Here is a 21,845-nt window from a genome sequence, read left to right as displayed (position 1 = left end):
CTTATAATACTTTCTTCATTAATGCTAAATCTAATTGTTCACCATACATTTCTGGTTGATATGAACGAATTATTTCAAAACCATGATGTTGATAATAATGAATAGCTTCTTTATTCTTATTATCAACTTCTAAAAAGACCGCATTATATTCATTTTCAAATTCATGTAATCCTTCTTCAAGTAAACTGGTTCCATAACCTTTATGTTGTACACCTGGATGAACATAATGTGCGGCTAAGTACAATTCTTTACCGTAGATAAAGTTAGCAAATCCTACAATTTCATTATTTTCTTCAATAACTAAAAAAAGTTGATCTTCTAATCGCTTTTTTAAATGGTGTTCATTATACGAAGCTGCTAATAATTCATTAATTGTTGATACTGCATAAATATTTAAATAGGTATTATACCAAGCTTTTGTAGCTACATCCCTGATTGCTATAACGTCATTAGTTGTCGCTTTTCTAACTGTATACATGCTTCATTCTCCTGACATTTCATTGTAATTTAATAACAAAATTATATCATAGTATATTAACAAACGCTTTCACTCAACTTTAAGAGGTATCTATTAAGACAGTACTGTATTCCATTCCTGTGCTCTTTCTAGAGCATATACATCTTTCATAACATCTCCAGGTCTTTCTGCTGTACCAATAATATAACCATTTAGTTTTGCTCCTAGAAAATCTAAACTATATTCTAATTGTTTAATGCAAGGTTTCGATTTTACTTTCGGACAATCTCCCCCAACTAAAATTAATCTAAAATCAATGTTAGACATTTTAGTTTTAAAATCCTGGTATTTAGGATCGATTAATGATTCTGACCAATGATCGATAAATGCTTTTAAAGATGCTGACACACTATACCAATACACAGGCGATGCAAAAATAACTGTATCACTTTCAAGCACTTGGTCAATAATCAATTGATAATCATCTGTGTATGACTCAATGTGCTTTGATTCGTGTCTATAATCTCTTACAGGTTTAAAATGATATTGTGTTAAATCAATCCAATTATATTGTTTTCCTTCTAGAGCATATTGTGTTAATTGAGCAGTATTTCCTTGTGGACGACTTCCACCAAATAATACAGTAATCATATATCTTACCTCTTTTTTAGTTTATATTATTAATGTGTTTTCTCTATTTACTTATTATGTACCCCATCTGTTTATTTTTATTTATAATAAAAACTCCTACACCTATATAAACGGTGTAGGAGTCATTATTACTTTTATTTAAAATACTTTATTCAACTGGGAATAAATCGTCTATTTTCTTAATTTCTTCTTCAGTCAGTTCAATATTTGCTGCTTCAATGTTTTCTACGACTTGATCAGCACGTTTCGCACCAGGAATAACAACATCAAGTGATGGACGTGTTAAATAGAATGCTAATACAATATTAGCAATACTTGTATTATGAGTTTCAGCAATACTTGATAATTCTTTTACTCGACGTACGTTATCATTGAACACTTCTGGTTGGAAATCACGACGAGTCGCACGATGATCATCAAAAGTTTGATTTTCTTCATATTTACCAGCTAAAATACCAGAAGCTAATGGGAAATAGGGTACAAAAGTAATATTATTTTCAGCTGCGTATTTCATTACTTCTTCATTTTCACGATGTAGTAAATTATATTCTAATTGAACAACATCCACATATCCTTCTTTATTCGCCTCTTTAAGTTGATCTAACGTAAAGTTTGAAACACCTATTGCTTTAATTTTCCCTTCTTTTTTAAGTTCTTGTAATGCTGCCACAGCTTCATCTTTCGGTGTATCCTCATCAGGAAAATGAATGTAATACAAGTCAATATAATCCACTTGCAAGCGTTCTAAGCTTTCTTCAACTTGTTGTTTTAAATAATCAGGTTGGTTATTTTGAACAACATCGCCATTATCTTTAATAACATGTGATCCTTTAGTTGCAATTTGAACTTTTTCACGAGGATATTCCTTTACGACTTCTCCTACAAGTTCTTCTGAGCGTTTAGGTCCATAAATAAATGCAGTATCAATTAAAGTAATGCCGTTATCAATAGCTTTTCTAACAACATCTTTCCCTTGCTCTTCATCTAAATTGGGGTATAAATTATGTCCTCCGACTGCATTTGCACCTAATGCAACTGGAAATACATGAACATCAGATTTTCCTAATTGTACAAATTCTGCCATGCTATTCACAACTCCTTAGAAATATAGTTTCTATTTATAGTTTACCCGATTTGTAATGATAAATTCATTCAGTAGTGTTTAAAACATTAAATTTGACATGTTCTTTATTTTATATTTAAATGTAACTAACAAAGTTACATTTAGGAGGTGAATCATTTGAATTTAGAATTTAACATTGCCGTTCACGTACTTAGCTTTTTAGTAAAACACGACAACCAACAATTCAGTAGTCAAACTTTAGCAAAATTAACCTGCCTCAATCCAGTTCAATTACGCAGAGTGACTACGGTTTTAAATCAATATCAGTTTATTCATACTTCCCGTGGTAAAAATGGCGGATATAGTGCAAATTATTCAACTGCTAGTATTAAGCTATCAGTACTATATCGTATATTTGTGCTTGAAAAAGATAGCCAACAGCGTATTTTCACAGGTCATGAGCAGAGCGATTGTGAAATATCAAGAAACATAGCAAAGACCATGTCACACTATAATCAAAAGGAACATCGTGTTATTTTAAATTTTTATGATACCCTCACAATTAATGATGTAATTAATGATACACTTCAGGAGGATACAACATATGACACATTATAATTTAATCGTTATTGGTTTTGGTAAAGCTGGAAAAACACTTGCCAAATATGCATCATCACAAGGACAACAGGTTGCTTTAATTGAACAATTTACAGAAAGCTATGGCGGTACATGCATAAACCATGGCTGTATTCCATCTAAAGTGCTTGTTAATGATGGTATTAAACATGTCGATTTTTCAACTGCCTTTTCAAGAAAAAAAGAAGTAGTCAAAGCATTAAATCAAAAAAACTATTTAAACTTAGAAAATGATGAAAATATTACCTTGTTAAACTTTAAAGCACAATTTAAATCTAATACAGAAGTCGAATTAATTGATGAAAATGGTAAGTTAGTTCAAACACTGACCGCAGATAAAATTTTAATTAATACAGGTGCAAAATCTAATATTCCAAATATTGAAGGTATAGACTCAGCACAAAATGTATATGATTCAAAAGGACTATTAAATATTTCTTATCAACCTAAAGAATTAGTGATTATTGGTGGAGGATATATTGCATTAGAATTTGCCTCAATGTTTCAAAGCTTTGGTACAAACGTAACTGTACTAGAATATAATAAGCAATTTATGGCCAGAGAGGATCAAGAAATAGTCACACACATGATTAATGATTTTAAAGATAAAGGCGTACGTTTAATTACTAATATTGAAACAAAAGCATTAAAAAATGAAGGTGATTTGACAACAGTTGAAACTTCAAAAGGGAACTTTACTGGTGACGCAATCTTACTTGCTACAGGACGTGTACCAAATACAGATTTAGCTTTAGACAATACAGATATTGAGCTAGGCACTCACGGAGAAATAAAAGTAAACAACCATTTACAAACCTCTGTATCACATATTTATGCTGCCGGAGATGTAAAAGGTGGATTACAATTCACTTATATTTCTTTAGATGACTTTAGAATCTTGAAATCTGAATTATTCGGTGACCGTTCACGACACACTGAAAATCGTGGTATTATCCCTTATACAGTATTTATCGACCCACCACTTTCTCGTGTTGGTATCACCGCTTCAGAAGCACAAAAATTAAATTATAATTACGTTGAAAACACTTTATTTATTAATACTTTACCAAAACACAAAATTAATAACGATGGTCGCGGTCTTTTCAAAGTTGTAATCAACAAAGATAATAATGAAATATTAGGTGCTACTTTATATGGTAAAGGTTCTGAAGAAATTATTAATTTAATTAAACTTGCTATTGATCAACATATTCCTTATCAAGTATTACGCGATAATATTTATACTCATCCAACAATAGCTGAATCATTTAATGACTTATTTAATATTTAATAAAAAAGCTCGTAAACCCATTTTTTAATGAGTTTACGAGCTTCTTTATCCTCGATTTAGATTATTTACTTGCTTTACGCTTTGCTAATTTTTCTTTTAATTTTCTATCTTGTTCTTCTTTACGACGCTTACGTTCTTCATTACGTTTTCTCAAACGTTCTTCTTCTTCCGGATCACGTGGTTTTTTTAATTGTACAGTCACTTTTTCCATAAGTTCATCTTCAGTCAATGCAGCAAGTGGGCGATTATTAACAAAAGCAAATGTCTTACGACGACCTGGACCACAGTATGACTGACAGCCTATTTCAATTTCAGCATCAGGATCTAATTTTTCTAATTTTTTCTTTAATGATTTTAAGTTAACTGCCTGACATTCGTCACAAATCAAAAATTTATTCTTCACTTCGCTACCCACCTTTACATTATTTTCTCCCATATTAACTTCCATTCATTTATTATAACTCTAATTATTTTACTCTTTTTAATTAAAAATTCAAGCACTAAAAAAGATTTGATATAAATAAAAAGCAAGACATATGTTTTCTTAATAGAATGTCTCGCTTTATCATAATAGTAGTATCATTGACCGTGATATATTTTAAATTTCAAAGGTTTAATCCCTTCTTTTTCCCACACTTCATAAATAGAGTGCTTATCAACTCTATTATCTATAATTGTAATGCCACAATCTCCTCCACCAGCTCCAGAAGTTTTTGCTGCACCGCCAAAACGTTCACCAATATCACATAATAATTTTAATTTTTTTGTTTCAATATCAACCGTCGCTTCTTTATCCATTTGCTGAATTATACTACGATTTTGACGAATCATTTTTTGTACACCTTTTATATTATTCGTTTTAAACGCATAGATTAAATTTTCAACACATGTATTTGATTGATCAAGAAACTCACCATAAAAAATAGGGTCAGATTTTAAACGCTTGACTTCGCTTACTAAATGAGGAGACGAAGCAGGAGAACCGGTCCATCCTATGAGGACTTCCATATTTTCAGGCGCTTGTAAAGGTTCTATATGAAGACCAGGCCAGTTTTTTTCTAATACTTCTTCTACAGATGTTTCTTTCATTTGTTGTTTTACCCATTCGTGATCAAACGTACTATAGGCAAGCCAACCACTATAAACACTAACAGCAATATCTCCACATGAACTTAAACTTTGCAATCTCATATTTGAGATAACCGCAAGCTTATAAATATAAAGATTTGATAACTCCATTTCATAAAATTCATTTAGAACCTTAATCACAGATACTAAAACCGCAGCACTAGAACCTAAACCATACTTTTGCCCTGATGCATCTGCAAGATTACTATCAATAGTAAGATGGAAATGTTTTAATTTTATATTACAACTTTTCGCATACTGCTCAAACACTTCAATAGCAGTAACTACATATTTGAGTTGATGAGCTGCATGTACATCTGATATTTCTATTTTATCTTCATTACGATTAAATGTGACAGGTTCATAGTGTAATGTTTTAGAATGAATGGTACCTGTGATTTCATTTGAAGCTTCAATAGCAGCCGTGACAAAACGATCTACTGCAATTAACACTGATTTATATCCCGGCTCGGTTACAGCATATTCGCCCGCTATATAAAGTTTTCCTGGCGCTTTTGCCTGAATCATTATATCTCTTCCCTACTTAATTATTTCGACTCCTGCGTGTGTAATATCACTAGTTATAATTTGATCTTTATTAAATACTTCTAAAAATTGATTCACAATCGCTTGTTGATGTTTCTTTTCTATTAGAACTTTTACATTTGGTCCTGCATCCATAGTAAAATAACAAGGCAATCCTGCTTCTCTACATTCATGTACAATTCTCATGGCTTCATAGCTTTCCGGCACAAGATATGTAAATGGTGGCTGTGCACCTAAATTTGTTGCGTGCATTCTCAAACCGTTTGCCTCAATCACTTCACCCATTCGTTTAAAATCTTTTTGGGCAATCGCTTGTTTTGTGACTTTTAAATCTTCCTCTACATGATCTAACCAGTATTGATAGAAACGTGAGGTATCACGAGTTAAAGACATACCTGAACGACTTGATACTTTCTTTGATTTATTGTTAATAACTACAAAAATCATAGCTAAGTCATTCTCGAAGCCATCTGACTCAATTTGATGGGCGTAAGACGTTTTATCATCATAACCTTTTTCCCATTCAGCAAAACCACCATAAATACTTCTTGATGCTGATCCAGAACCACGACGAGCAAGACGAGATAAATCTTTATCTGATAGGTTTAAATCAAGCGCTTCATTGCAAGCACCAGCTAAAGCTGCATATGCACTAGCTGAAGAAGCTAAACCGGCAGCAGTAGGCACAAAATTATCACTTTCTATTAGTGCATACGTTGAAATACCAACTTCTTTTCGAACCATATCCATATAACGTTGAATTTTAGCACTTTCTTTAGCATTAACAGCTTCTTTATTTAAAATAAGTTGATCTTCAGTTAATGAATCATCAAACGTTACACGTGTTTCTGTATAGAAACGCTCTAATGTCACTGATAAACTATTATTCATAGGAATAATTAGATTTTCATCTGCTTTTCCCCAATATTTTATTAGAGCAATATTCGTATGGGCGCATGCTTTACCACTTTTTTTCAAAGATTTATCCTCCTAACTTTTCAATCCAAGTATGTTGTGCTCCAGCTTTTTCGGCTGCTGCAACAATATTTTTGGCAGTCACTTCTTCTTTAGTTAGAATTAACATGCTACCTCCTCGTCCACCACCAGTTAATTTACCAGCTACTGCACCATGTTGTCTTCCAATTTCGAGTAATGTTTCGATTTTATCGTGACTGACTGTCAATGTTCTTAAATCGTCTTGACATTGATTAAATATATTAGCAAGTTGATCAAAGCTATGATGGTTAATTGCATCACTAGCTAAATAAACAAGAGCGCCAATATGTTCAATGACGTTCATATATGATTCATCGTTATCACATAAACGGTGTACATCTTCAACTGCTTGTTTTGTAGAGCCTTTAACTCCTGTATCAATAACAACCATATAGCCATCTAAATCAAGGGACTTTAAAATTTCAACTTCTCCTTTTTGATACCAAACGGGTTGATTCGTTACAATTGTTTTTGTATCAATACCACTTGGTTTACCATGAGCAATGCGTTCAGCCCAGTCTGCATTTTCTAGTAATTCTTTATCAGATAGCGGTAATTCTAAATAATCATAACTTGCTCTTATAAAAGCTACTGCTACTGCTGCACTTGAACCTAAACCTCGAGAAGGTGGTAAATTAGCTTGAATTTTAATTAACAATGGTTCATCAACATGTTTGGTTTCTACAAAATGTGTAATAAGTGATTTTAAATGATCAGGTGCATCGTATAAAGGACCATCATAAACATCACTCTGAATTGCTGAATAATTACCTTTTTCTAAGCTTTCAATAAGCACTTTTACTTTTCCTGAAGTAAATGGAATAGCGATTGCTGGCTGGCCAAAAGTTACAGCATGCTCACCAATCAATATAATTTTTCCGTTAGATTCCCCATAGCCACGTCGTACCATGATATCTCACCTTTAATATTCTTTCTAAAATAATTTCAACATTCATTGATGTTGTTTTAAAATTGAACGTATTTATACATTTGTCTATTTCACACATAGGTTTATACTCATTTACTTCAAATCTTACATTTGTGTTAATCAATACATAGTATAAAACTTTGTCAAAAATAGTTCAAAACTTTAAAATATTTATATCCTAAAAAATGTTATAATCAACATAATTACGGTTAAATTATCGTTCTTAAATGAATCCACCTCATCTATATTACTATAAAAAATAATAAGAATGTAGCAATTTTTATATTTTCGAAGATAAATATATACTTTAATTGTATTATTGCATGCTAAAAAGGGAGTAAGCTAAAATTCACTTAGAATTTTTCTTACTCCCTTTTATCTTATTTTAATCTAAGGAACGATTCATTTTCTCATTACGTTCAATCATTTTATCGAAATACCCTTCATAACGTTGCCACTCATCCTCTGTAATTGGATCCATATTTAGCTGGCCACCTAAGTCTTTAATCGCATAAAGTAATTGGAACATCACATCTTGAACTTTAATGTCCCGATGAAGTAATGTTTCCAAAGATGCCATACATTCTGGTTTAATATCCGGATATTTAAATTTCGTAACTTCACCTTTCAAGGCACGTTTATAAAATTCATGCATCATTTCAGCTCTTTCTTCACCAGAACCTTCAACACATAAATAAATTTGAACTGCAATGCCTCCACGTACACGTCGTTGTGAAATACCAGCAAATTTTTTCCCATCAATACTTAGATCAAATCTTCCAGGACAATATGAATGCTCTATTTCTTTAGTATCTATCTCTACATTTTCATTTTCGAACATTTTACAAATAAGTAAATACATAACTGTGAATGCTTCATCAATTGTTGTCTCAGTTTGTCCTTTAAAAATAAGCGAAATATTTAAAACACCTTGGTCCAATACAACCCCAAGACCACCAGAATTTCTAACGATTGCATTATAACCAATTTCGTCAGTTAAGTATTGAATACCGTCTTTTAAAAATGGTAAACGTGAATCATGTATACCTAAAATGACAGTGTGTTGGTGAATCCATGTTCTTACAACGTTACAAGATATATCTTTTCCTACACTTTCTGAAAACGTGTCATCAAATGCAAATGACTGCATCGGCGCTAAACCTGAAGAATGGTCTATATAGCGCCAATGAATGCCATTAAAATACTTACTCGCTAAATCCATTATTGTAATGTTTGAGCAGCAGTAATAATTGATAAGTTATAAACGTCTTCAGTAGAGCAACCACGAGATAAATCATTTACAGGTGAATTAAGACCTTGTAAAACTGGACCAATCGCTTCAAATCCACCTAAACGTTGTGCAATTTTGTATCCAATATTACCTGCTTCTAAACTTGGGAATACAAATACATTTGCGTCACCTTGAATTTTTGCTCCAGGTGCTTTTTTCTCTGCAACTGAAGGTACAATCGCAGCATCAAATTGAAATTCTCCATCAACCACTACATTATCTAAACCTTCAGATTCCACTTTTTCTTGTGCTAATTTTACTGCGTTAGCCACTTTTTCTACATCATCTGATTTAGCTGAACCTTTAGTTGAGAAACTTAACATAGCAACACGTGGATCCATACCAAAACTTTTTGCTGATTTTGCACTTTCTACGGCAATTTCTGCTAAATCAGAAGATTCTAATGTTGGATTGATAGCACAATCACCAAATATATATTGTTTATCTTCTTTAATCATAAAGAAGATACCAGATGTTCTAGATACGCCAGGTTTTGTTTTAATAATTTGTAAGGCAGGACGGACAGTATCTCCAGTTGAATGTGCAGCACCACTTACTAATCCATCAGCATGACCAGCGTATACTAACATTGTTCCGAAATAGTTAACATTGTTTAATAATTCTTGAGCTTGTTCTTCAGTAGCTTTACCTTTACGACGTTCTACGAAAGATTTGACTAATTCAGGTTTCAAATCACTTTTAGAAGGATCGATAATTTGAATATTAGAGATATCTAATCCTTTATCTTGAGCTAAAGTATTTACTTTTTCTTCATTACCTAATACTAAAGGTGTAACATAGTCAGTTGCTTGTAACTTTGTAGCCGCTGTTAATACTCGTTCATCTTCACCTTCCGGTAATACAATTCTAACGTTTTTTCCTGAAAGTTTTTCTTGTAATACATCTAATAAACTAGACATAATGCCCTCCTTAAATTCTTTAAATAATAATATTTTCATCTTAATTATACTTTATTTCTTTTAATATTTCTATTTCATTAATTTGTAATCTTTTAAGTATGTGTGACAATTCTCTTTATGATAAAATTTAATCTGTATTGATAGAAAATATATTTAAAGGAGCGATAGATATGAGTGAAGCAGCTGAAACATTAGATGGTTGGTATAGCCTTCATTTATTTTACGCTGTCGATTGGGCAACTTTTAGATTGGTGCCAGAAGATGAGCGCGAAGCAATGATTAATGAATTTAAAGTATTTATCGAAAATAAAGCAACTGCCAGAGAAAAACAAGCTGGAGATTATGCTTTATATAATATTACAGGTCAAAAAGCAGATATTTTATTATGGTATTTACGTCCAGAAATGAAAGAATTGAATGAAATTGAAAATGAATTAAATAAATTAAGAATTGCTGATTTCTTCATTCAAACTTATTCATATGTATCTGTTATTGAGTTAGGTAACTATTTAGCCGGTAAATCAGACGAAGATCCTTATGAAAATCCACATATTAAAGCAAGATTATATCCAGAATTGCCTAGAACAGAATATATTTGTTTCTATCCAATGGATAAACGTCGTAATGAAACATATAACTGGTATATGTTACCAATGGAAGATCGTAAAAAACTAATGTATAACCATGGGATGATTGGACGCAAATTCGCTGGTAAAATTAAACAATTCATTACTGGTTCAGTAGGTTTTGATGATTTTGAATGGGGCGTCACATTATTCTCAGATGATGTTCTACAATTCAAGAAAATTGTTTATGAAATGCGTTTTGATGAAACGACTGCTCGTTATGGCGACTTTGGTAGTTTCTATATCGGGCATATTTTAACTACTGATCATTTCGATCAATTTTTTGCAATTTAATATATAAATGGAGCAAAGACTAGCATAGTAAATGCCAGTCTTTGCTCCATTTTTCAATAAATTAATATATTTATATAAGACAATTAGTTTCCGAAATAAAGTACACTTTTTACAAAGTGTACTTCAAGTAGTACGGTTTGGGAGAACTTCATTACTACTCTGAACATTAACAAATCGCAAAAGTGCTGTCGCTACCCAGCACAATTTTGATTTGTTAACTATTATTATTTAACCGAATTGTAATGTTCTGAAACATTATTGTTATAAACCAATTGTTTTTTACATTAAATTTTATTTTCATTAAAACATATTTACCTACTATTGAGATACAATTGAATGGTCATCATAATATAATTGTTAAGTTTTATAATGTAAGGTAGTTATTTTCATGTACTTCTACTATAATAATGATTACATCTTAACGAATGGTGATGAAATGGAAAATATAAATAAGCAAGAACATATAGATGAAACTTTAATCAAAGACGTCGTCATGATGGCTGGACGTATATTACTTGAATCTGGTGCTGAAGGAACACGTGTAGAAGATACAATGACTCGTATTGCTCGAAAACTAGGATATCCTGAAAGCAATAGTTTCGTTACAAATACAGTCATTCAATTTACTTTACATAACGAATCTTACCCACGAATATTTAGAATTAATTCCCGTGATACTAATCTCATTAAAATTTCACAAGCAAATGAAATATCACGATTAATCACAAAAGGGGATATCTCTTTAGAAGATGCAAAAGAGCGATTAGAAAAAATATATATTGCAAAACGAGATAGTAGCTTAACATTTAAGGGGATTGCTGCTGCCATTATTGCAATTAGTTTCCTATATTTGCAAGGTGGCCAATTTATCGATGTGATTACTGCTCTACTTGCAGGTAGTATTGGGTATCTGGTTGTTGAAATCTTGGATCGCCGATTACACGCACAATTTATTCCAGAATTCGTCGGATCCTTAGTTATTGGTATTATCGCAGTATTCGGTAATTGGTTAGCGCCAAGTGGTGATTTAGCTACTATTATTATTGCTGCAGTCATGCCTATTGTACCTGGAGTACTGATTACGAATGCTATACAAGATTTATTTGGGGGTCATATGATGATGTTTACCACTAAGTCTTTAGAAGCACTTGTCACCGCATTTGGTATAGGTGCCGGTGTAGGTTCGATATTAATATTAGTTTAGGAGTACGCATAAATGTTTTGGTTATTTAATTTTATATTTAGTTATACAGCTTCTCTCTTTTTCTGTGTCATCTTTGACGCTCCTAGAAAGCTGTATTTATCGTGTGGTTTGGTTGGAGCTTGTGGATGGATGGTATATATTTTATTCTACCAAGGTTTGAATATACATACGATTTATTCAAGTTTCTTCGGTAGCTTTACATTGGGTTTAATCAGTCATTACATGGCTCGTAAAAAACGTGAACCTGCCATCATTTTCATGGTTACTGGTATTATTCCATTAGTTCCTGGTGGACTTGCTTTTGATGCAACTAAAAATCTAGTCTTATTACAATTTGGTAAAGCAATCAACACAATGCTCGAAGTAACACTTATCGCTGGTGCGATTGCATTAGGATTATTATTCGCAGACCAAATTTCAAAAATCATCGTTTCTGGTTTCGCTCGACGACGTAAACGTATATAAAAATAAAACGCGAGAGACTGTTGGTAATTCATCCTCATCTCTCGCGTTTACATATATTAATTTTTATCTTTTATCATTTCTTTAACTTCTTGTTCTGATTGATTTAAAATCAGACGACTTAATTCGTCATTATTTATATTTTTTAATTTAGGGTATCGAACTACAAAGAAAATAAGACCAATCACTAACCAACTACCCAATGCAATATATGAAGGCATTGAAAGTGAAGCTGGTGATCCAGGGACTAATAATAAAAGTAAAAAGATAAATGAAACAATAGAACCTACAATAGCAAAGGTCTTATAAATAGGACCATACGTGTTACTCTGTTTATTGTAACTAAATAGCTTAGTAGCAGATAAACAAGTAATAAAATAAGCAATCGATACACCTGTTGAAGACATATCAACAATCCATGTCAATGCGGTACGTCCTAACCATGGCGCAATTAAAGTAATAGCTACTAAAAAGATAATAGCTACATATGGTGTTTTATATTTTGGATGTAGTTTACTAAACGCTTTAGGCATGATACCAGCACGTCCCATTGAGAATAGTAATCGACTTGAACTCATTAAGAATCCATTTAATCCAGTAAAAATCCCCATAATAATAGCAATCGCTAATACGCCTAAACCAATATAACCAAAAGCAGTTTGTGTTTCAGCGCCTGTTAACCATAAATTTCCGTTAAAATTCGCATTATTCGTACCCAACCATCCTGTGTATAAAATCATAATGACATAAGTTAAAGCAGCCGCTAATAAACTATATACAATCAGTTTGAACGTTTTATTTGGCGAGAAATTAAACTCTTCTGCTGTTTGTGGAATATTATCAAATCCCACATAAGCCCATGGTGCAATAGCTACAATCATAATGATGGAATTAAACCATCCAAGATCTTTACTTGCTAAAGGTTGTAAGTTGCTTAACGAAAAGTTATTTCCGAAAAATGAACCTACAAACATAAGTACAACAACAATGACCATTGCTACACAAAAATAATATTGGAGTGTACCAGAAACAGTTGCACCACGAATTGCAATAAACATAAATACTAGTAATAATACCGTAGCAATAACTATTTCTGTTATGTAAACATCCCATCCAGCAATCGTATATAATCTTCCATTATTCAAGATGTTTGGCAGTAAAAACTTAATTAATAAGCTAAATGCTGTCGCATTTAACGCTACTACACAAACATAACCGAACGTTAAGAACCATGATGAAAAGAAACTCACATATCTTCCAAAACTTAAATAACTAAATGCGAATGCACCGCCTGACACAGGAAAACGTTCGACTAGTGCACCATAACTTACAGCAATTAATATCATTAGTAAAGCACCGATAACAATACCAATTGCCGAAGCAATCGGACCTGATTGTTTAATCCAATCACCAGGCAGTATAAATGCCCCCCATCCTATACACGAGCCATAAGCAATCGCCCAAACAAATTTTTCAGAGAGGTTTTGCTTTAAATCTCCTCTATCTATCTCTCGATTTTTATCATTCATAAAATAAACTCACCTCGAGTATTTAACATACCCAAAAAGGTGAGTTTACTAACCAAAATATAAAATATGATTATCCAGAAAATTTAAATGTTGCAATAATTAACATTAACCATCCCACAATAAAGAGTATGCCCCCTATTGGTGTAATCGCTCCTAAAATACGAATTTGAGTCAATGCAAGAATATATAATGAGCCACTAAATAGAACAATACCAAAGAACAGAAGCCATCCTGCCCAATTTACATTAATAGAAGTTGTACCACTAATGATGCCAATCATAATTAATCCTAAACCATGATACATTTGATAATTCACTGCTTTTTCCCATACTGACATATATTTATCAGAGAGTTTTCCTTCAAGTCCATGTGCACCAAATGCGCCCGTACCAACAGCCATCATTGTACACAATGCACCTAAAATTATAAATACTTTCATCATAATATTTTAGTTCTCCTAACTTATTTTTAATTAAAAATCAAATATTGATTCACCATTTCCAATTTCATCATCCGTCACCATCATATTAGACGATCTAGTTTGATGCTTCATTGTTTGTGGAACTTTACCACCCATCGCTTCAATTTCTGCAGCAGTAATCGTTGAATGATTTGAAGCCTTATTTGAAAACGAAGGTTCAGTAGCTACACTATTAGTAAAATCATGTTTTGGTTTTTTAGAAGATCGTTTTGAAACATCGGAATAAAAAGATGTTAAAGTATGAATCGCATACATATGCTTTTCAAACTGCTGTTCATCTTGAGCTTCATCTGCCTGCACTAATTCTTGTTCTATAAGTTGAATTAATTGTTCTCTGTTCAATTAAGATTCCCCACTTTCGCACCATTGTATAGGTGTTTTACCTTTAGATTTTAAATAATCATTTGTACGAGAATAAGGTTTAGACCCAAAGAAGCCTCGATAAGCAGATAATGGACTTGGATGAACAGATTTAATGATATGATGTTTTGTTGTATCAATTAATTTTATTTTTTGCTGCGCAGGTTTTCCCCATAAGATAAAGACAACATCTTCGCGATAATCTGAAATAGCCTTAATGACTTCATCTGTAAATATTTCCCATCCAATGTCCTTATGGGAATGCGCTTCACCTTTACGTACCGTTAATACAGTATTTAATAACAGAACACCTTCACGCGCCCAGTCCTGTAGATGTGGAGAAGTTCTATGACAACCCATATCATCTTCTAATTCTTGATACATATTTCTTAAAGATGGTGGAAATTTAGCATTAGGTTGAACTGAAAATGCTAACCCATGTGCTTGGTTAGGTCCATGATATGGATCTTGACCCAAAATAACAACTTTAATATCTTCAAATGGTGTTAAATCAAAAGCTTGATAAATATTTTCTCTATCTGGATAGACGATTTGTGTCGTATATTCTTTTTCTAAAAAATCATGCATTGCTTTAAAATCATGTTTTGTTGTAATGTCATGAAAAATGTCTGACCATTCCATCGTTTTCACCTCATTTCTATTTTAACATAGGACCCCTCAGAAACGTGATATAAATCGCCTTACTATCTTCATGCTAGAACAATAGTTGAGTTACATGATATGATAAATAAAGATGTAAATAATTGACAGGAGTGATCATACATGGCATTAAAAAAAGTATTAACAATTGCCGGTTCGGATACAAGCGCTGGAGCAGGTATGCAAGCCGACCTTAAAACATTTCAAGAACTAAACACTTACGGTATGGTGGCTTTAACAGCTGTTGTAACAATGGACAAAGAAACTTGGTCCCACGATGTGACGCCACTTCCAATGGATGTATTCGAAAAACAATTAGAAACAGTCATTTCAATCGGTCCAGATGCTGTTAAAACAGGTATGCTTGGAACCGAAGAAATCATTAAACGTGCTGGCGAAGCATTTGAACAATCAGGTGCAAAATATTTCGTAGTAGACCCAGTTATGGTATGTAAAGGAGAAGACGAAGTACTTAACCCAGGAAATACAGATGCAATGATTAAATATTTATTACCTAAAGCAACAGTTGTAACACCTAATTTATTTGAAGCTGGTCAATTATCTGGATTAGGTAAATTAACATCAATTGAAGATATGAAAAAAGCTGCAAAAATCATTTATGATCAAGGTGCTCAACATATTATCATTAAAGGTGGTAAAGCATTAGATCAAGATAAATCTTATGACTTATATTATGATGGTCAAGCATATTATCAATTAACAACTGATATGTTCCAACAAAGTTATAACCACGGTGCAGGTTGTACATTTGCAGCAGCTACAACAGCTTACTTGGCAAATGGTCAATCACCTAAAGAAGCTGTTATTAGCGCTAAAGCATTTGTGGCATCAGCAATTAAAAACGGTTGGAAAATGAACGACTTTGTAGGCCCAGTTGATCACGGCGCATACAACCGCGTAGAACACATCGACGTCGACGTCAAAGAAGTTTAAAGAAGTACTGCATTTTTGAAAAAATGCTAGTACTTCTTATGCAAAAGACACTAGTCTTTTGTAATCCTTAATTAGACGTCACTGTCCTTCCCCGACACCCCAACTCACGTTAATCGTTGACTTTCTTTTTGAAAGTCTCTTTGTTGGGGCCCCAGCATTAGAGTTGAAAGAAGCTAATCAGCGCACTTTCAATTCAATCAGCTACTGTCTGTACTGCATTTTTGAAAAAAATGCTAGTACTTCTTATGCAAAAGACACTAGTCTTTTGTAATCCTTAATTAGACGTCACTGTCCTTCCCCGACACCCCAACTCACGTTAATCGTTGACTTTCTTTTTGAAAGTCTCTTTGTTGGGGCCCCAGCATTAGAGTTGAAAGAAGCTAATCAGCGCACTTTCAATTCAATCAGCTATTGTCTATGTTGTATTTTTAAAGAAATATAAGTACTTCTAAAGCTTTTAATCTTGTGTATGATAGTTTGGTCACACTAGGATTAAAAGCTTTTCTTATATCATCATTATCTTCTAGGTATTTAGTCGTAGTATGCTCTACACAATCCGTTGCAGTAAAAGTTAGTACCATAGACTCATGTTTTTTATAATAAAATCCATTACTATATTAAGTGTAGAGAGACAAAGGAGGAATTAACAACATGATTATCTACAAGCAAAATATAGAAAACGGTATCCCAATATACGAAATTATTACAAAGACCTTCAAGACGATTACAGTAAAATTCGATGAAACGTTTAGTAAAAATGACATTTATCCATTGCTCTCTCTACTAGAAAATGACGTTGATAACATGAAATTAAGTTATTCATCACATTTCAAAACTTAAAAAGTATTTTTCCTAATTGAGATCGAACACAGATAAATATTTCAAAATCTTTTTTTAAAGTTAAAATGTCCCTAATACTCAAAACTTTAAAAAGTCATTAATGATTCAAAAGCTCACCCTAATAAAATAGCGTTAATGTTAGTCCAAAATTGTCCCCTTTTGGAAACTTGGAGAGGAACTTTAAGTTATACTAACATTAACGCTATATTTTTATAATATTGTTTCTTTTTTAACACCTATGGTGGATTATCAACGGTTAAATGAATAATTATAAATCAGTATGATTACTTTTTTTAGTAATAACTATTTTTTCTTCATCATTTAAACCAAAGACGTTTATTTCATTATGACTCACTTTTTTTAAGATAACTTCTTCATCTATATCTATAGCCTTTCTATACTTAACGTTAAATTGTGTCCACTCTATTTGAAAATACGCTAATACACAATCCACTACCAGTTGACCAGGGACAATGGTTGAATGAAGCTCATTTTTATCATTAACCAGGCGAAGGTAATGACTCACTTTATCATGACTAAACCTCATCATTTACCTCCTTTTTTATAAATGTTTGCCTAATAAATATACATTGTCTATTATCTTTATATATTTTTAAATCGTAGATATATTGGATATATGTTTTAAACTTTTTCGTACTTTTATGTGTTAAGTACGCCTCATATTTTAGCCTACATTTTAATGATTCAAATTCTTCACATGTTGTTCGCACAAGAAGAATATTTTCTTGTTGAAACTTTTGGAACAACTTAAACTTTGGCCAAACGTTTGCACACATGAGTGGAGGCACTACGCCTTTATACGTTCTTTCAACTACTTCGCAATACTCTCTTACTTCTTGCTCATTAAAATCTATTTCTATTTTCTCATAAGCCCCATCGTTCGAAGAGTATAGCATTTCCCATTCCTCCTCCAATCCCCATCGTAGCAACTCCCCGCTTCCAATGTGTCATATTTAATAACCTAGTGATTAACGCTACGCCACTTGCGCTATAAGGATGACCAGACGCAATGGCTCCACCCCACTGATTGACTTGATTAATATTTAATTTTAACTCTTGAATTGAAGCTAAAACTTGTGAACTAAATGCCTCATTAAGTTCTATTGTATCAATGTCACTTATTTTTAAATTTTGTTTTTTAAGTAATTCTGTTACGGTAGGCACTGGTCCAATACCTAGTCGTTTCGGATTGACACCTATTGTCACTGCATCAGTAAACATCATTCCCTCTGATATTCCGTATTTTATTGCCGTTTCTTGATTCATAACGAGTGCAAGCGCAGCACCATCATTTTTCATACAACTATTTCCAACCGTTACTGTCCCATTAGCTAGTAAAGGACGTAATCGATTTAATCGTTGTTCAGTAAGTGTTGGCTTAATACTTTCATCTTTATCAAATAAATGACCTTTGATATTTAAAGGTACGATTTCATTACTTATACTTCCATTCTCATAATATTGATGTGTGAGATGATGACTACGTATCGCAAAGGCATCTTGTTGTTTACGTGTAATATGATAATATTGCGCAACATTTTCAGCCGCCTCTATCATACTCGGGTCTTGACCTTTTGGTGCAAAAGAGGCACGCTCATAAAATTCTGGTAATTGTGTATCATAAACGGATTGAGGGCGTTTAATCTTCCAAGGAGCACGACTCGTGCTTTCTACTCCTCCAGCTATATAAATATGACCTGCACCAGCTTGAATCATTCGACATGCATATATAATACTTTCTAACCCTGACCCACATTGACGGTCTATTGTAACACCTGGAATACTCTCAGCTAGACCTGCTTCTAATAAGGCTTTACGAGCAATATTTCCACCATTACCGACGATATTTCCAATCACTACATCATCTATATCAGGTATTATTTTAGGAAAAGTTGAATTCATTTCTTCAAATAAGGACATGAGTAATGTTTCAGGTTCTAAATGTTTCAATTTCCCACCATATTTGCCAAAAGGTGTACGCTTCGCCCATATAATGACCGGTTGATTCATCATTTAAAGTCTCCTTTTACATAGGCAGTACGCATTTTATTTCGAGCAACTTTGCCACTTTGGGTATATTGCATACTGTCTACTTTTATAAATTTGGAAGGTACATCATAGCGTGATAGAACTTTCATAATATGTTGTCGCACAGTTTGGTACTCAAGTTCTATCGATCCTGTATATAGTAAAACAGCTATTTCACCAAAACGTGGATGCGGTTCTCCTATAACAATTGCTTCTTCTACTCCATCAATATTTTTTATCATTTGTTCAATAACTTGAGGATAAACATTTTTACCTCCAATAATTAATCGTTCATTTTGACGACTCACTAAATATAATTGATTATCTTTAATATAAGCGTAATCGCCTGTTTTAATCCATGTTTCAGGTAATACGACAGATTGATTTACATATCCAGAGAATATCATATTACTTTTTACATTTAATAATCCTATATGATTCTTGTCTTTTTCCTCTAAACCAATCGTTACATTTTGAAATATGTATCCCACTGAATCAACAGAAGCTTTACGGTTAATGTTATAACTAATAAAACTTGCTTCTGACGTTCCAAAAAATTCAATAATATTAGCATGCTGAAATGTTTCGGCTATACGCTTAAACAACGAAGAAGAGAGTTTCGCTCCACTACTTAAAATAGTCGTTAAATGTAAGTTATCGTGATTTATTTTTGTTATTGCATGTAGCATTGTTGGAACGAGAAATAATGCGCTATTTGTAGTTTGTTGTTTCATTTTGTTAATGAGCTTAGTCGCATTAAAACGGGTTTGTCCAATAAATGTTCTCCCTGTATATAACGCATAAATACAAGTGTATAAAGACAATGAATGCGCAAGTGGTCCCGGTGCTACAAGTATGTTTTCTTTATGACGAAGTAGCTTTTCATTTTCTTTGTATGACGCAATCCAAGATGGTTCATTTCGATAATATGCTTTAGGTAAGCCTGTTGTTCCAGAGGTAAAACCAATATGCAATAGTTGATGGACTTGTGATTGCTCATTTAAATATGGAGGATATGTTTCAGAAGACTTTGTCTTTATTAGTCTATGCTGTTCATCAACAAGATAGTCAATATGATACGTTTCAATTAGTTGTTGAATTGTTACTTCAGACCATTGATCATCTAGAAAACAAGGAATACTTCCTTGCTCTAATATTGCAAAATAATTCAACATATTATGTAAAGGACTTTTGCTTAACAATCCTACTCGGGACACTTTTGGTAAATGCATGAAGACTGATTTTAATTGCTGTATTGCTGTATAAAGTTGTTGATAGGTTAATACATCTTCTTCGAACGATAGCGCAATCATATCTGGTTGTTCTATTGAATAGTGATTTAATTTATTTAGTATTTCTAACATATGACCCTCTCTAAATGTTAACTAGATTAATTATTATATTAACATTATATGAAAAATAACACATAAAAAAATCACTCAAATATATTTATCTGAACGATAATATATTTGAGTGATGATTTTTATTCTAAATTAGCATGATTGTCTTGCATTGCTTCTTCATTAATATTAAAGGCATCCATTAATCCAATCACGACACTATCTAAAAAGATGAGTGAAGATTGTTCAAATAGACTACCTAACGGCTGTTCAGAGCCTTCTGCTTCATGTTTCGTTCCTGCAGGTAAAGCAATCACTGTATCAGCGACATCGCCAATTTTAGATTCTTTTTTAGTTGTTATTAAAGCAATTTTAGCACCAACTGAATGTGCCTTTTCAGCTAATAATCTTAGGTGCTCTGTTGATCCAGAACCGGAAATAATAATTAATAAATCATGCTCTTTAATAGATGGCGTTGTTGCTTCACCTATTGCAGATGCATCTTTTCCTAGTTGATTCAAACGCATTGCAAAGCTATTAGCAACATATCCAGAGCGACCTTTACCAGCTGTAAAGATACGAGATGCGCCAACAACTTCATTTGCAAAACGTCCATAATCATTATCCTCTAGATGTGATAACGTGTTATCTATTTCTTCAAGAATTAAATGATAATTGTTAAAAGTTGGCATTTTATTTACCTTCAATCGCTTCACGACATTGTTTAGCTGCTTCTACAGGATCATCTGCATTAGCAATACCGCCACCAACAATAACTAAATCAGGTTCTTCTGCTACAATTTCTTTAATTGTTTCAGGTTTAATACCACCAGCTACGGCTACTTTAGAATTTTTAATGACTGATTTAACTGTACGTAAGCTTTCTAATGGAGATTGTCCTTCAGCTTGTAAATCATAACCAGTATGAACAGCGATATAATCAGCGCCCATTTCATCTAATTCTTTCGCACGTTTTTCTAAATCTTGTACAGCAATCATATCAACTAACAATTGTTTACCATGTTTGTGTGCTTCTTCAACCGCACCTTTAATTGAAGCATCTTCTGCAACACCTAAGATAGTCACAACATCTGCACCAAATTTAATAGCTTGGCTTACTTCATAGTCTGCTGCATCCA

The 21,845-nt window shown here is 32.8% G+C and carries 26 protein-coding genes; 7 read left to right on the top strand and 19 right to left on the bottom strand.

Going from position 1 to position 21,845, the window contains the following annotated elements; translation table 11 throughout:
- Nucleotide 1: 1 nt before the first annotated feature.
- From HMPREF3046_RS03325 to HMPREF3046_RS03315, 3 genes are all read right to left on the bottom strand, one after another.
- Nucleotides 2-478 carry a GNAT family N-acetyltransferase gene (locus HMPREF3046_RS03325; RefSeq protein ID WP_070716428.1) on the bottom strand — a complete coding sequence of 159 codons (477 nt, stop codon included), beginning with the start codon at nucleotides 476-478 and terminating at the stop codon, nucleotides 2-4.
- A gap of 93 nt (nucleotides 479-571) precedes the next feature.
- Nucleotides 572-1,108, bottom strand: coding sequence for a flavodoxin family protein (locus HMPREF3046_RS03320; protein ID WP_070716426.1), 537 nt, complete (start codon nucleotides 1,106-1,108; stop codon nucleotides 572-574).
- A gap of 148 nt (nucleotides 1,109-1,256) precedes the next feature.
- Nucleotides 1,257-2,192, bottom strand: coding sequence for an aldo/keto reductase (locus HMPREF3046_RS03315; protein ID WP_064206984.1), 936 nt, complete (start codon nucleotides 2,190-2,192; stop codon nucleotides 1,257-1,259).
- 156 nt (nucleotides 2,193-2,348) lie between these two features.
- Between HMPREF3046_RS03315 and hypR the strand changes: the two genes are divergently transcribed.
- Both hypR and merA read left to right on the top strand, forming a co-directional pair.
- A complete protein-coding gene (hypR, locus tag HMPREF3046_RS03310; RefSeq protein WP_064206983.1) occupies nucleotides 2,349-2,789 on the top strand; it encodes a redox-sensitive transcriptional regulator HypR in 441 nt (146 codons plus the stop codon).
- The gene (gene merA, locus HMPREF3046_RS03305) at nucleotides 2,776-4,098 is read left to right on the top strand and encodes a hypothiocyanous acid reductase MerA (RefSeq protein ID WP_070716424.1); all 1,323 of its coding nucleotides are present in this window, start codon (nucleotides 2,776-2,778) and stop codon (nucleotides 4,096-4,098) included. The genes hypR and merA overlap by 14 nt, the downstream gene beginning before the upstream one ends.
- A gap of 61 nt (nucleotides 4,099-4,159) precedes the next feature.
- Here the strand turns inward: merA and HMPREF3046_RS03300 are convergent, their stop codons facing one another.
- The 6 genes from HMPREF3046_RS03300 to pta all read right to left on the bottom strand — a co-directional run bounded on the left by HMPREF3046_RS03300 (nucleotide 4,160) and on the right by pta (nucleotide 9,907).
- Entirely contained in the window at nucleotides 4,160-4,501 is a 342-nt protein-coding gene (locus tag HMPREF3046_RS03300) for a YuzB family protein (RefSeq protein ID WP_070716448.1), read from the bottom strand.
- Nucleotides 4,502-4,677: 176 nt separating this feature from the next.
- Complete coding sequence (locus HMPREF3046_RS03295) at nucleotides 4,678-5,754, bottom strand: phosphomevalonate kinase (RefSeq protein ID WP_070716422.1); 1,077 nt, start codon at nucleotides 5,752-5,754, stop codon at nucleotides 4,678-4,680.
- Nucleotides 5,755-5,766: 12 nt separating this feature from the next.
- Nucleotides 5,767-6,750 carry a diphosphomevalonate decarboxylase gene (mvaD, locus tag HMPREF3046_RS03290; protein WP_070716419.1) on the bottom strand — a complete coding sequence of 328 codons (984 nt, stop codon included), beginning with the start codon at nucleotides 6,748-6,750 and terminating at the stop codon, nucleotides 5,767-5,769.
- A gap of 4 nt (nucleotides 6,751-6,754) precedes the next feature.
- Nucleotides 6,755-7,678, bottom strand: a complete 924-nt coding sequence (gene mvk, locus HMPREF3046_RS03285; RefSeq protein ID WP_070716417.1) for a mevalonate kinase — start codon at nucleotides 7,676-7,678, stop codon at nucleotides 6,755-6,757.
- 403 nt (nucleotides 7,679-8,081) lie between these two features.
- Nucleotides 8,082-8,918: a lipoate--protein ligase family protein gene (locus tag HMPREF3046_RS03280; protein ID WP_064206925.1), complete on the bottom strand. Its 837-nt coding sequence runs from the start codon at nucleotides 8,916-8,918 to the stop codon at nucleotides 8,082-8,084.
- Nucleotides 8,918-9,907 carry a phosphate acetyltransferase gene (pta, locus tag HMPREF3046_RS03275; protein ID WP_070716415.1) on the bottom strand — a complete coding sequence of 330 codons (990 nt, stop codon included), beginning with the start codon at nucleotides 9,905-9,907 and terminating at the stop codon, nucleotides 8,918-8,920. The genes HMPREF3046_RS03280 and pta overlap by 1 nt, the downstream gene beginning before the upstream one ends.
- Nucleotides 9,908-10,077: 170 nt before the next feature.
- Here pta and hemQ point away from each other — a divergent pair, with 170 nt between their 5' ends.
- From hemQ to HMPREF3046_RS03260, 3 genes are all read left to right on the top strand, one after another.
- Nucleotides 10,078-10,827, top strand: coding sequence for a hydrogen peroxide-dependent heme synthase (gene hemQ, locus HMPREF3046_RS03270; RefSeq protein WP_002455697.1), 750 nt, complete (start codon nucleotides 10,078-10,080; stop codon nucleotides 10,825-10,827).
- A 436-nt stretch (nucleotides 10,828-11,263) separates the two neighbouring features.
- Nucleotides 11,264-12,031 (top strand): threonine/serine exporter family protein, encoded by a 768-nt coding sequence (locus HMPREF3046_RS03265; protein WP_064207256.1) that lies wholly within the window; start codon nucleotides 11,264-11,266, stop codon nucleotides 12,029-12,031.
- 12 nt (nucleotides 12,032-12,043) lie between these two features.
- Nucleotides 12,044-12,496: a threonine/serine exporter family protein gene (locus tag HMPREF3046_RS03260; protein ID WP_064207253.1), complete on the top strand. Its 453-nt coding sequence runs from the start codon at nucleotides 12,044-12,046 to the stop codon at nucleotides 12,494-12,496.
- A 56-nt stretch (nucleotides 12,497-12,552) separates the two neighbouring features.
- Here the strand turns inward: HMPREF3046_RS03260 and HMPREF3046_RS03255 are convergent, their stop codons facing one another.
- The 4 genes from HMPREF3046_RS03255 to HMPREF3046_RS03240 form a co-directional block, all read right to left on the bottom strand.
- Nucleotides 12,553-14,022 carry an APC family permease gene (locus tag HMPREF3046_RS03255; RefSeq protein WP_070716412.1) on the bottom strand — a complete coding sequence of 490 codons (1,470 nt, stop codon included), beginning with the start codon at nucleotides 14,020-14,022 and terminating at the stop codon, nucleotides 12,553-12,555.
- 70 nt (nucleotides 14,023-14,092) lie between these two features.
- Entirely contained in the window at nucleotides 14,093-14,461 is a 369-nt protein-coding gene (locus HMPREF3046_RS03250; RefSeq protein WP_093514938.1) for a DUF423 domain-containing protein, read from the bottom strand.
- Nucleotides 14,462-14,494: 33 nt separating this feature from the next.
- A complete protein-coding gene (locus HMPREF3046_RS03245; RefSeq protein WP_070716410.1) occupies nucleotides 14,495-14,845 on the bottom strand; it encodes a DUF5327 family protein in 351 nt (116 codons plus the stop codon).
- Nucleotides 14,846-15,505, bottom strand: coding sequence for a uracil-DNA glycosylase (locus tag HMPREF3046_RS03240; protein ID WP_070716408.1), 660 nt, complete (start codon nucleotides 15,503-15,505; stop codon nucleotides 14,846-14,848).
- Nucleotides 15,506-15,646: 141 nt separating this feature from the next.
- On the opposite strand from HMPREF3046_RS03240, the gene thiD reads away from it, so the two are divergent.
- Both thiD and vraX read left to right on the top strand, forming a co-directional pair.
- Entirely contained in the window at nucleotides 15,647-16,477 is an 831-nt protein-coding gene (thiD, locus tag HMPREF3046_RS03235; protein WP_070716406.1) for a bifunctional hydroxymethylpyrimidine kinase/phosphomethylpyrimidine kinase, read from the top strand.
- A 651-nt stretch (nucleotides 16,478-17,128) separates the two neighbouring features.
- On the top strand, nucleotides 17,129-17,317 hold the full coding sequence (gene vraX / locus HMPREF3046_RS03230) for a C1q-binding complement inhibitor VraX (protein ID WP_064207248.1): 189 nt from the start codon (nucleotides 17,129-17,131) through the stop codon (nucleotides 17,315-17,317).
- A gap of 268 nt (nucleotides 17,318-17,585) precedes the next feature.
- Here the strand turns inward: vraX and HMPREF3046_RS03225 are convergent, their stop codons facing one another.
- From HMPREF3046_RS03225 to HMPREF3046_RS03200, 6 genes are all read right to left on the bottom strand, one after another.
- Entirely contained in the window at nucleotides 17,586-17,864 is a 279-nt protein-coding gene (locus HMPREF3046_RS03225; protein ID WP_064207247.1) for a hypothetical protein, read from the bottom strand.
- Nucleotides 17,854-18,234, bottom strand: a complete 381-nt coding sequence (locus tag HMPREF3046_RS03220) for a hypothetical protein (protein ID WP_002455705.1) — start codon at nucleotides 18,232-18,234, stop codon at nucleotides 17,854-17,856. The genes HMPREF3046_RS03225 and HMPREF3046_RS03220 overlap by 11 nt, the downstream gene beginning before the upstream one ends.
- Nucleotides 18,203-19,348 carry a thiolase family protein gene (locus tag HMPREF3046_RS03215; protein ID WP_070716445.1) on the bottom strand — a complete coding sequence of 382 codons (1,146 nt, stop codon included), beginning with the start codon at nucleotides 19,346-19,348 and terminating at the stop codon, nucleotides 18,203-18,205. The genes HMPREF3046_RS03220 and HMPREF3046_RS03215 overlap by 32 nt, the downstream gene beginning before the upstream one ends.
- Entirely contained in the window at nucleotides 19,348-20,730 is a 1,383-nt protein-coding gene (locus tag HMPREF3046_RS03210; RefSeq protein WP_070716403.1) for an AMP-binding protein, read from the bottom strand. The genes HMPREF3046_RS03215 and HMPREF3046_RS03210 overlap by 1 nt, the downstream gene beginning before the upstream one ends.
- Nucleotides 20,731-20,849: 119 nt before the next feature.
- Entirely contained in the window at nucleotides 20,850-21,398 is a 549-nt protein-coding gene (gene hxlB / locus HMPREF3046_RS03205; RefSeq protein ID WP_002488041.1) for a 6-phospho-3-hexuloisomerase, read from the bottom strand.
- 1 nt (nucleotide 21,399) lies between these two features.
- Nucleotides 21,400-21,845: orotidine 5'-phosphate decarboxylase / HUMPS family protein (locus HMPREF3046_RS03200; RefSeq protein ID WP_070597411.1), on the bottom strand; the 446-nt coding region annotated here is incomplete at its 5' end.

Source organism: Staphylococcus sp. HMSC070D05 (genome assembly GCF_001815595.1).
Lineage (GTDB): Bacteria > Bacillota > Bacilli > Staphylococcales > Staphylococcaceae > Staphylococcus > Staphylococcus hominis.
This window is presented reverse-complemented; position numbering and strand designations above follow the sequence as displayed.

Coding starts and splice junctions, on each gene's coding strand:
- HMPREF3046_RS03325 (WP_070716428.1), bottom strand. CDS start 478: ATGTATACAGTTAGAAAAGCGACAACTAATGACGTTATAGCAATCAGG.
- HMPREF3046_RS03320 (WP_070716426.1), bottom strand. CDS start 1,108: ATGATTACTGTATTATTTGGTGGAAGTCGTCCACAAGGAAATACTGCT.
- HMPREF3046_RS03315 (WP_064206984.1), bottom strand. CDS start 2,192: ATGGCAGAATTTGTACAATTAGGAAAATCTGATGTTCATGTATTTCCA.
- merA (WP_070716424.1), top strand. CDS start 2,776: ATGACACATTATAATTTAATCGTTATTGGTTTTGGTAAAGCTGGAAAA.
- HMPREF3046_RS03295 (WP_070716422.1), bottom strand. CDS start 5,754: ATGATTCAGGCAAAAGCGCCAGGAAAACTTTATATAGCGGGCGAATAT.
- mvk (WP_070716417.1), bottom strand. CDS start 7,678: ATGGTACGACGTGGCTATGGGGAATCTAACGGAAAAATTATATTGATT.
- HMPREF3046_RS03280 (WP_064206925.1), bottom strand. CDS start 8,918: ATGGATTTAGCGAGTAAGTATTTTAATGGCATTCATTGGCGCTATATA.
- pta (WP_070716415.1), bottom strand. CDS start 9,907: ATGTCTAGTTTATTAGATGTATTACAAGAAAAACTTTCAGGAAAAAAC.
- hemQ (WP_002455697.1), top strand. CDS start 10,078: ATGAGTGAAGCAGCTGAAACATTAGATGGTTGGTATAGCCTTCATTTA.
- HMPREF3046_RS03265 (WP_064207256.1), top strand. CDS start 11,264: ATGGAAAATATAAATAAGCAAGAACATATAGATGAAACTTTAATCAAA.
- HMPREF3046_RS03260 (WP_064207253.1), top strand. CDS start 12,044: ATGTTTTGGTTATTTAATTTTATATTTAGTTATACAGCTTCTCTCTTT.
- HMPREF3046_RS03255 (WP_070716412.1), bottom strand. CDS start 14,022: ATGAATGATAAAAATCGAGAGATAGATAGAGGAGATTTAAAGCAAAAC.
- HMPREF3046_RS03250 (WP_093514938.1), bottom strand. CDS start 14,461: ATGAAAGTATTTATAATTTTAGGTGCATTGTGTACAATGATGGCTGTT.
- HMPREF3046_RS03240 (WP_070716408.1), bottom strand. CDS start 15,505: ATGGAATGGTCAGACATTTTTCATGACATTACAACAAAACATGATTTT.
- thiD (WP_070716406.1), top strand. CDS start 15,647: ATGGCATTAAAAAAAGTATTAACAATTGCCGGTTCGGATACAAGCGCT.
- vraX (WP_064207248.1), top strand. CDS start 17,129: ATGATTATCTACAAGCAAAATATAGAAAACGGTATCCCAATATACGAA.
- HMPREF3046_RS03225 (WP_064207247.1), bottom strand. CDS start 17,864: ATGAGGTTTAGTCATGATAAAGTGAGTCATTACCTTCGCCTGGTTAAT.
- HMPREF3046_RS03220 (WP_002455705.1), bottom strand. CDS start 18,234: ATGCTATACTCTTCGAACGATGGGGCTTATGAGAAAATAGAAATAGAT.
- HMPREF3046_RS03215 (WP_070716445.1), bottom strand. CDS start 19,348: ATGAATCAACCGGTCATTATATGGGCGAAGCGTACACCTTTTGGCAAA.
- HMPREF3046_RS03210 (WP_070716403.1), bottom strand. CDS start 20,730: ATGTTAGAAATACTAAATAAATTAAATCACTATTCAATAGAACAACCA.
- hxlB (WP_002488041.1), bottom strand. CDS start 21,398: ATGCCAACTTTTAACAATTATCATTTAATTCTTGAAGAAATAGATAAC.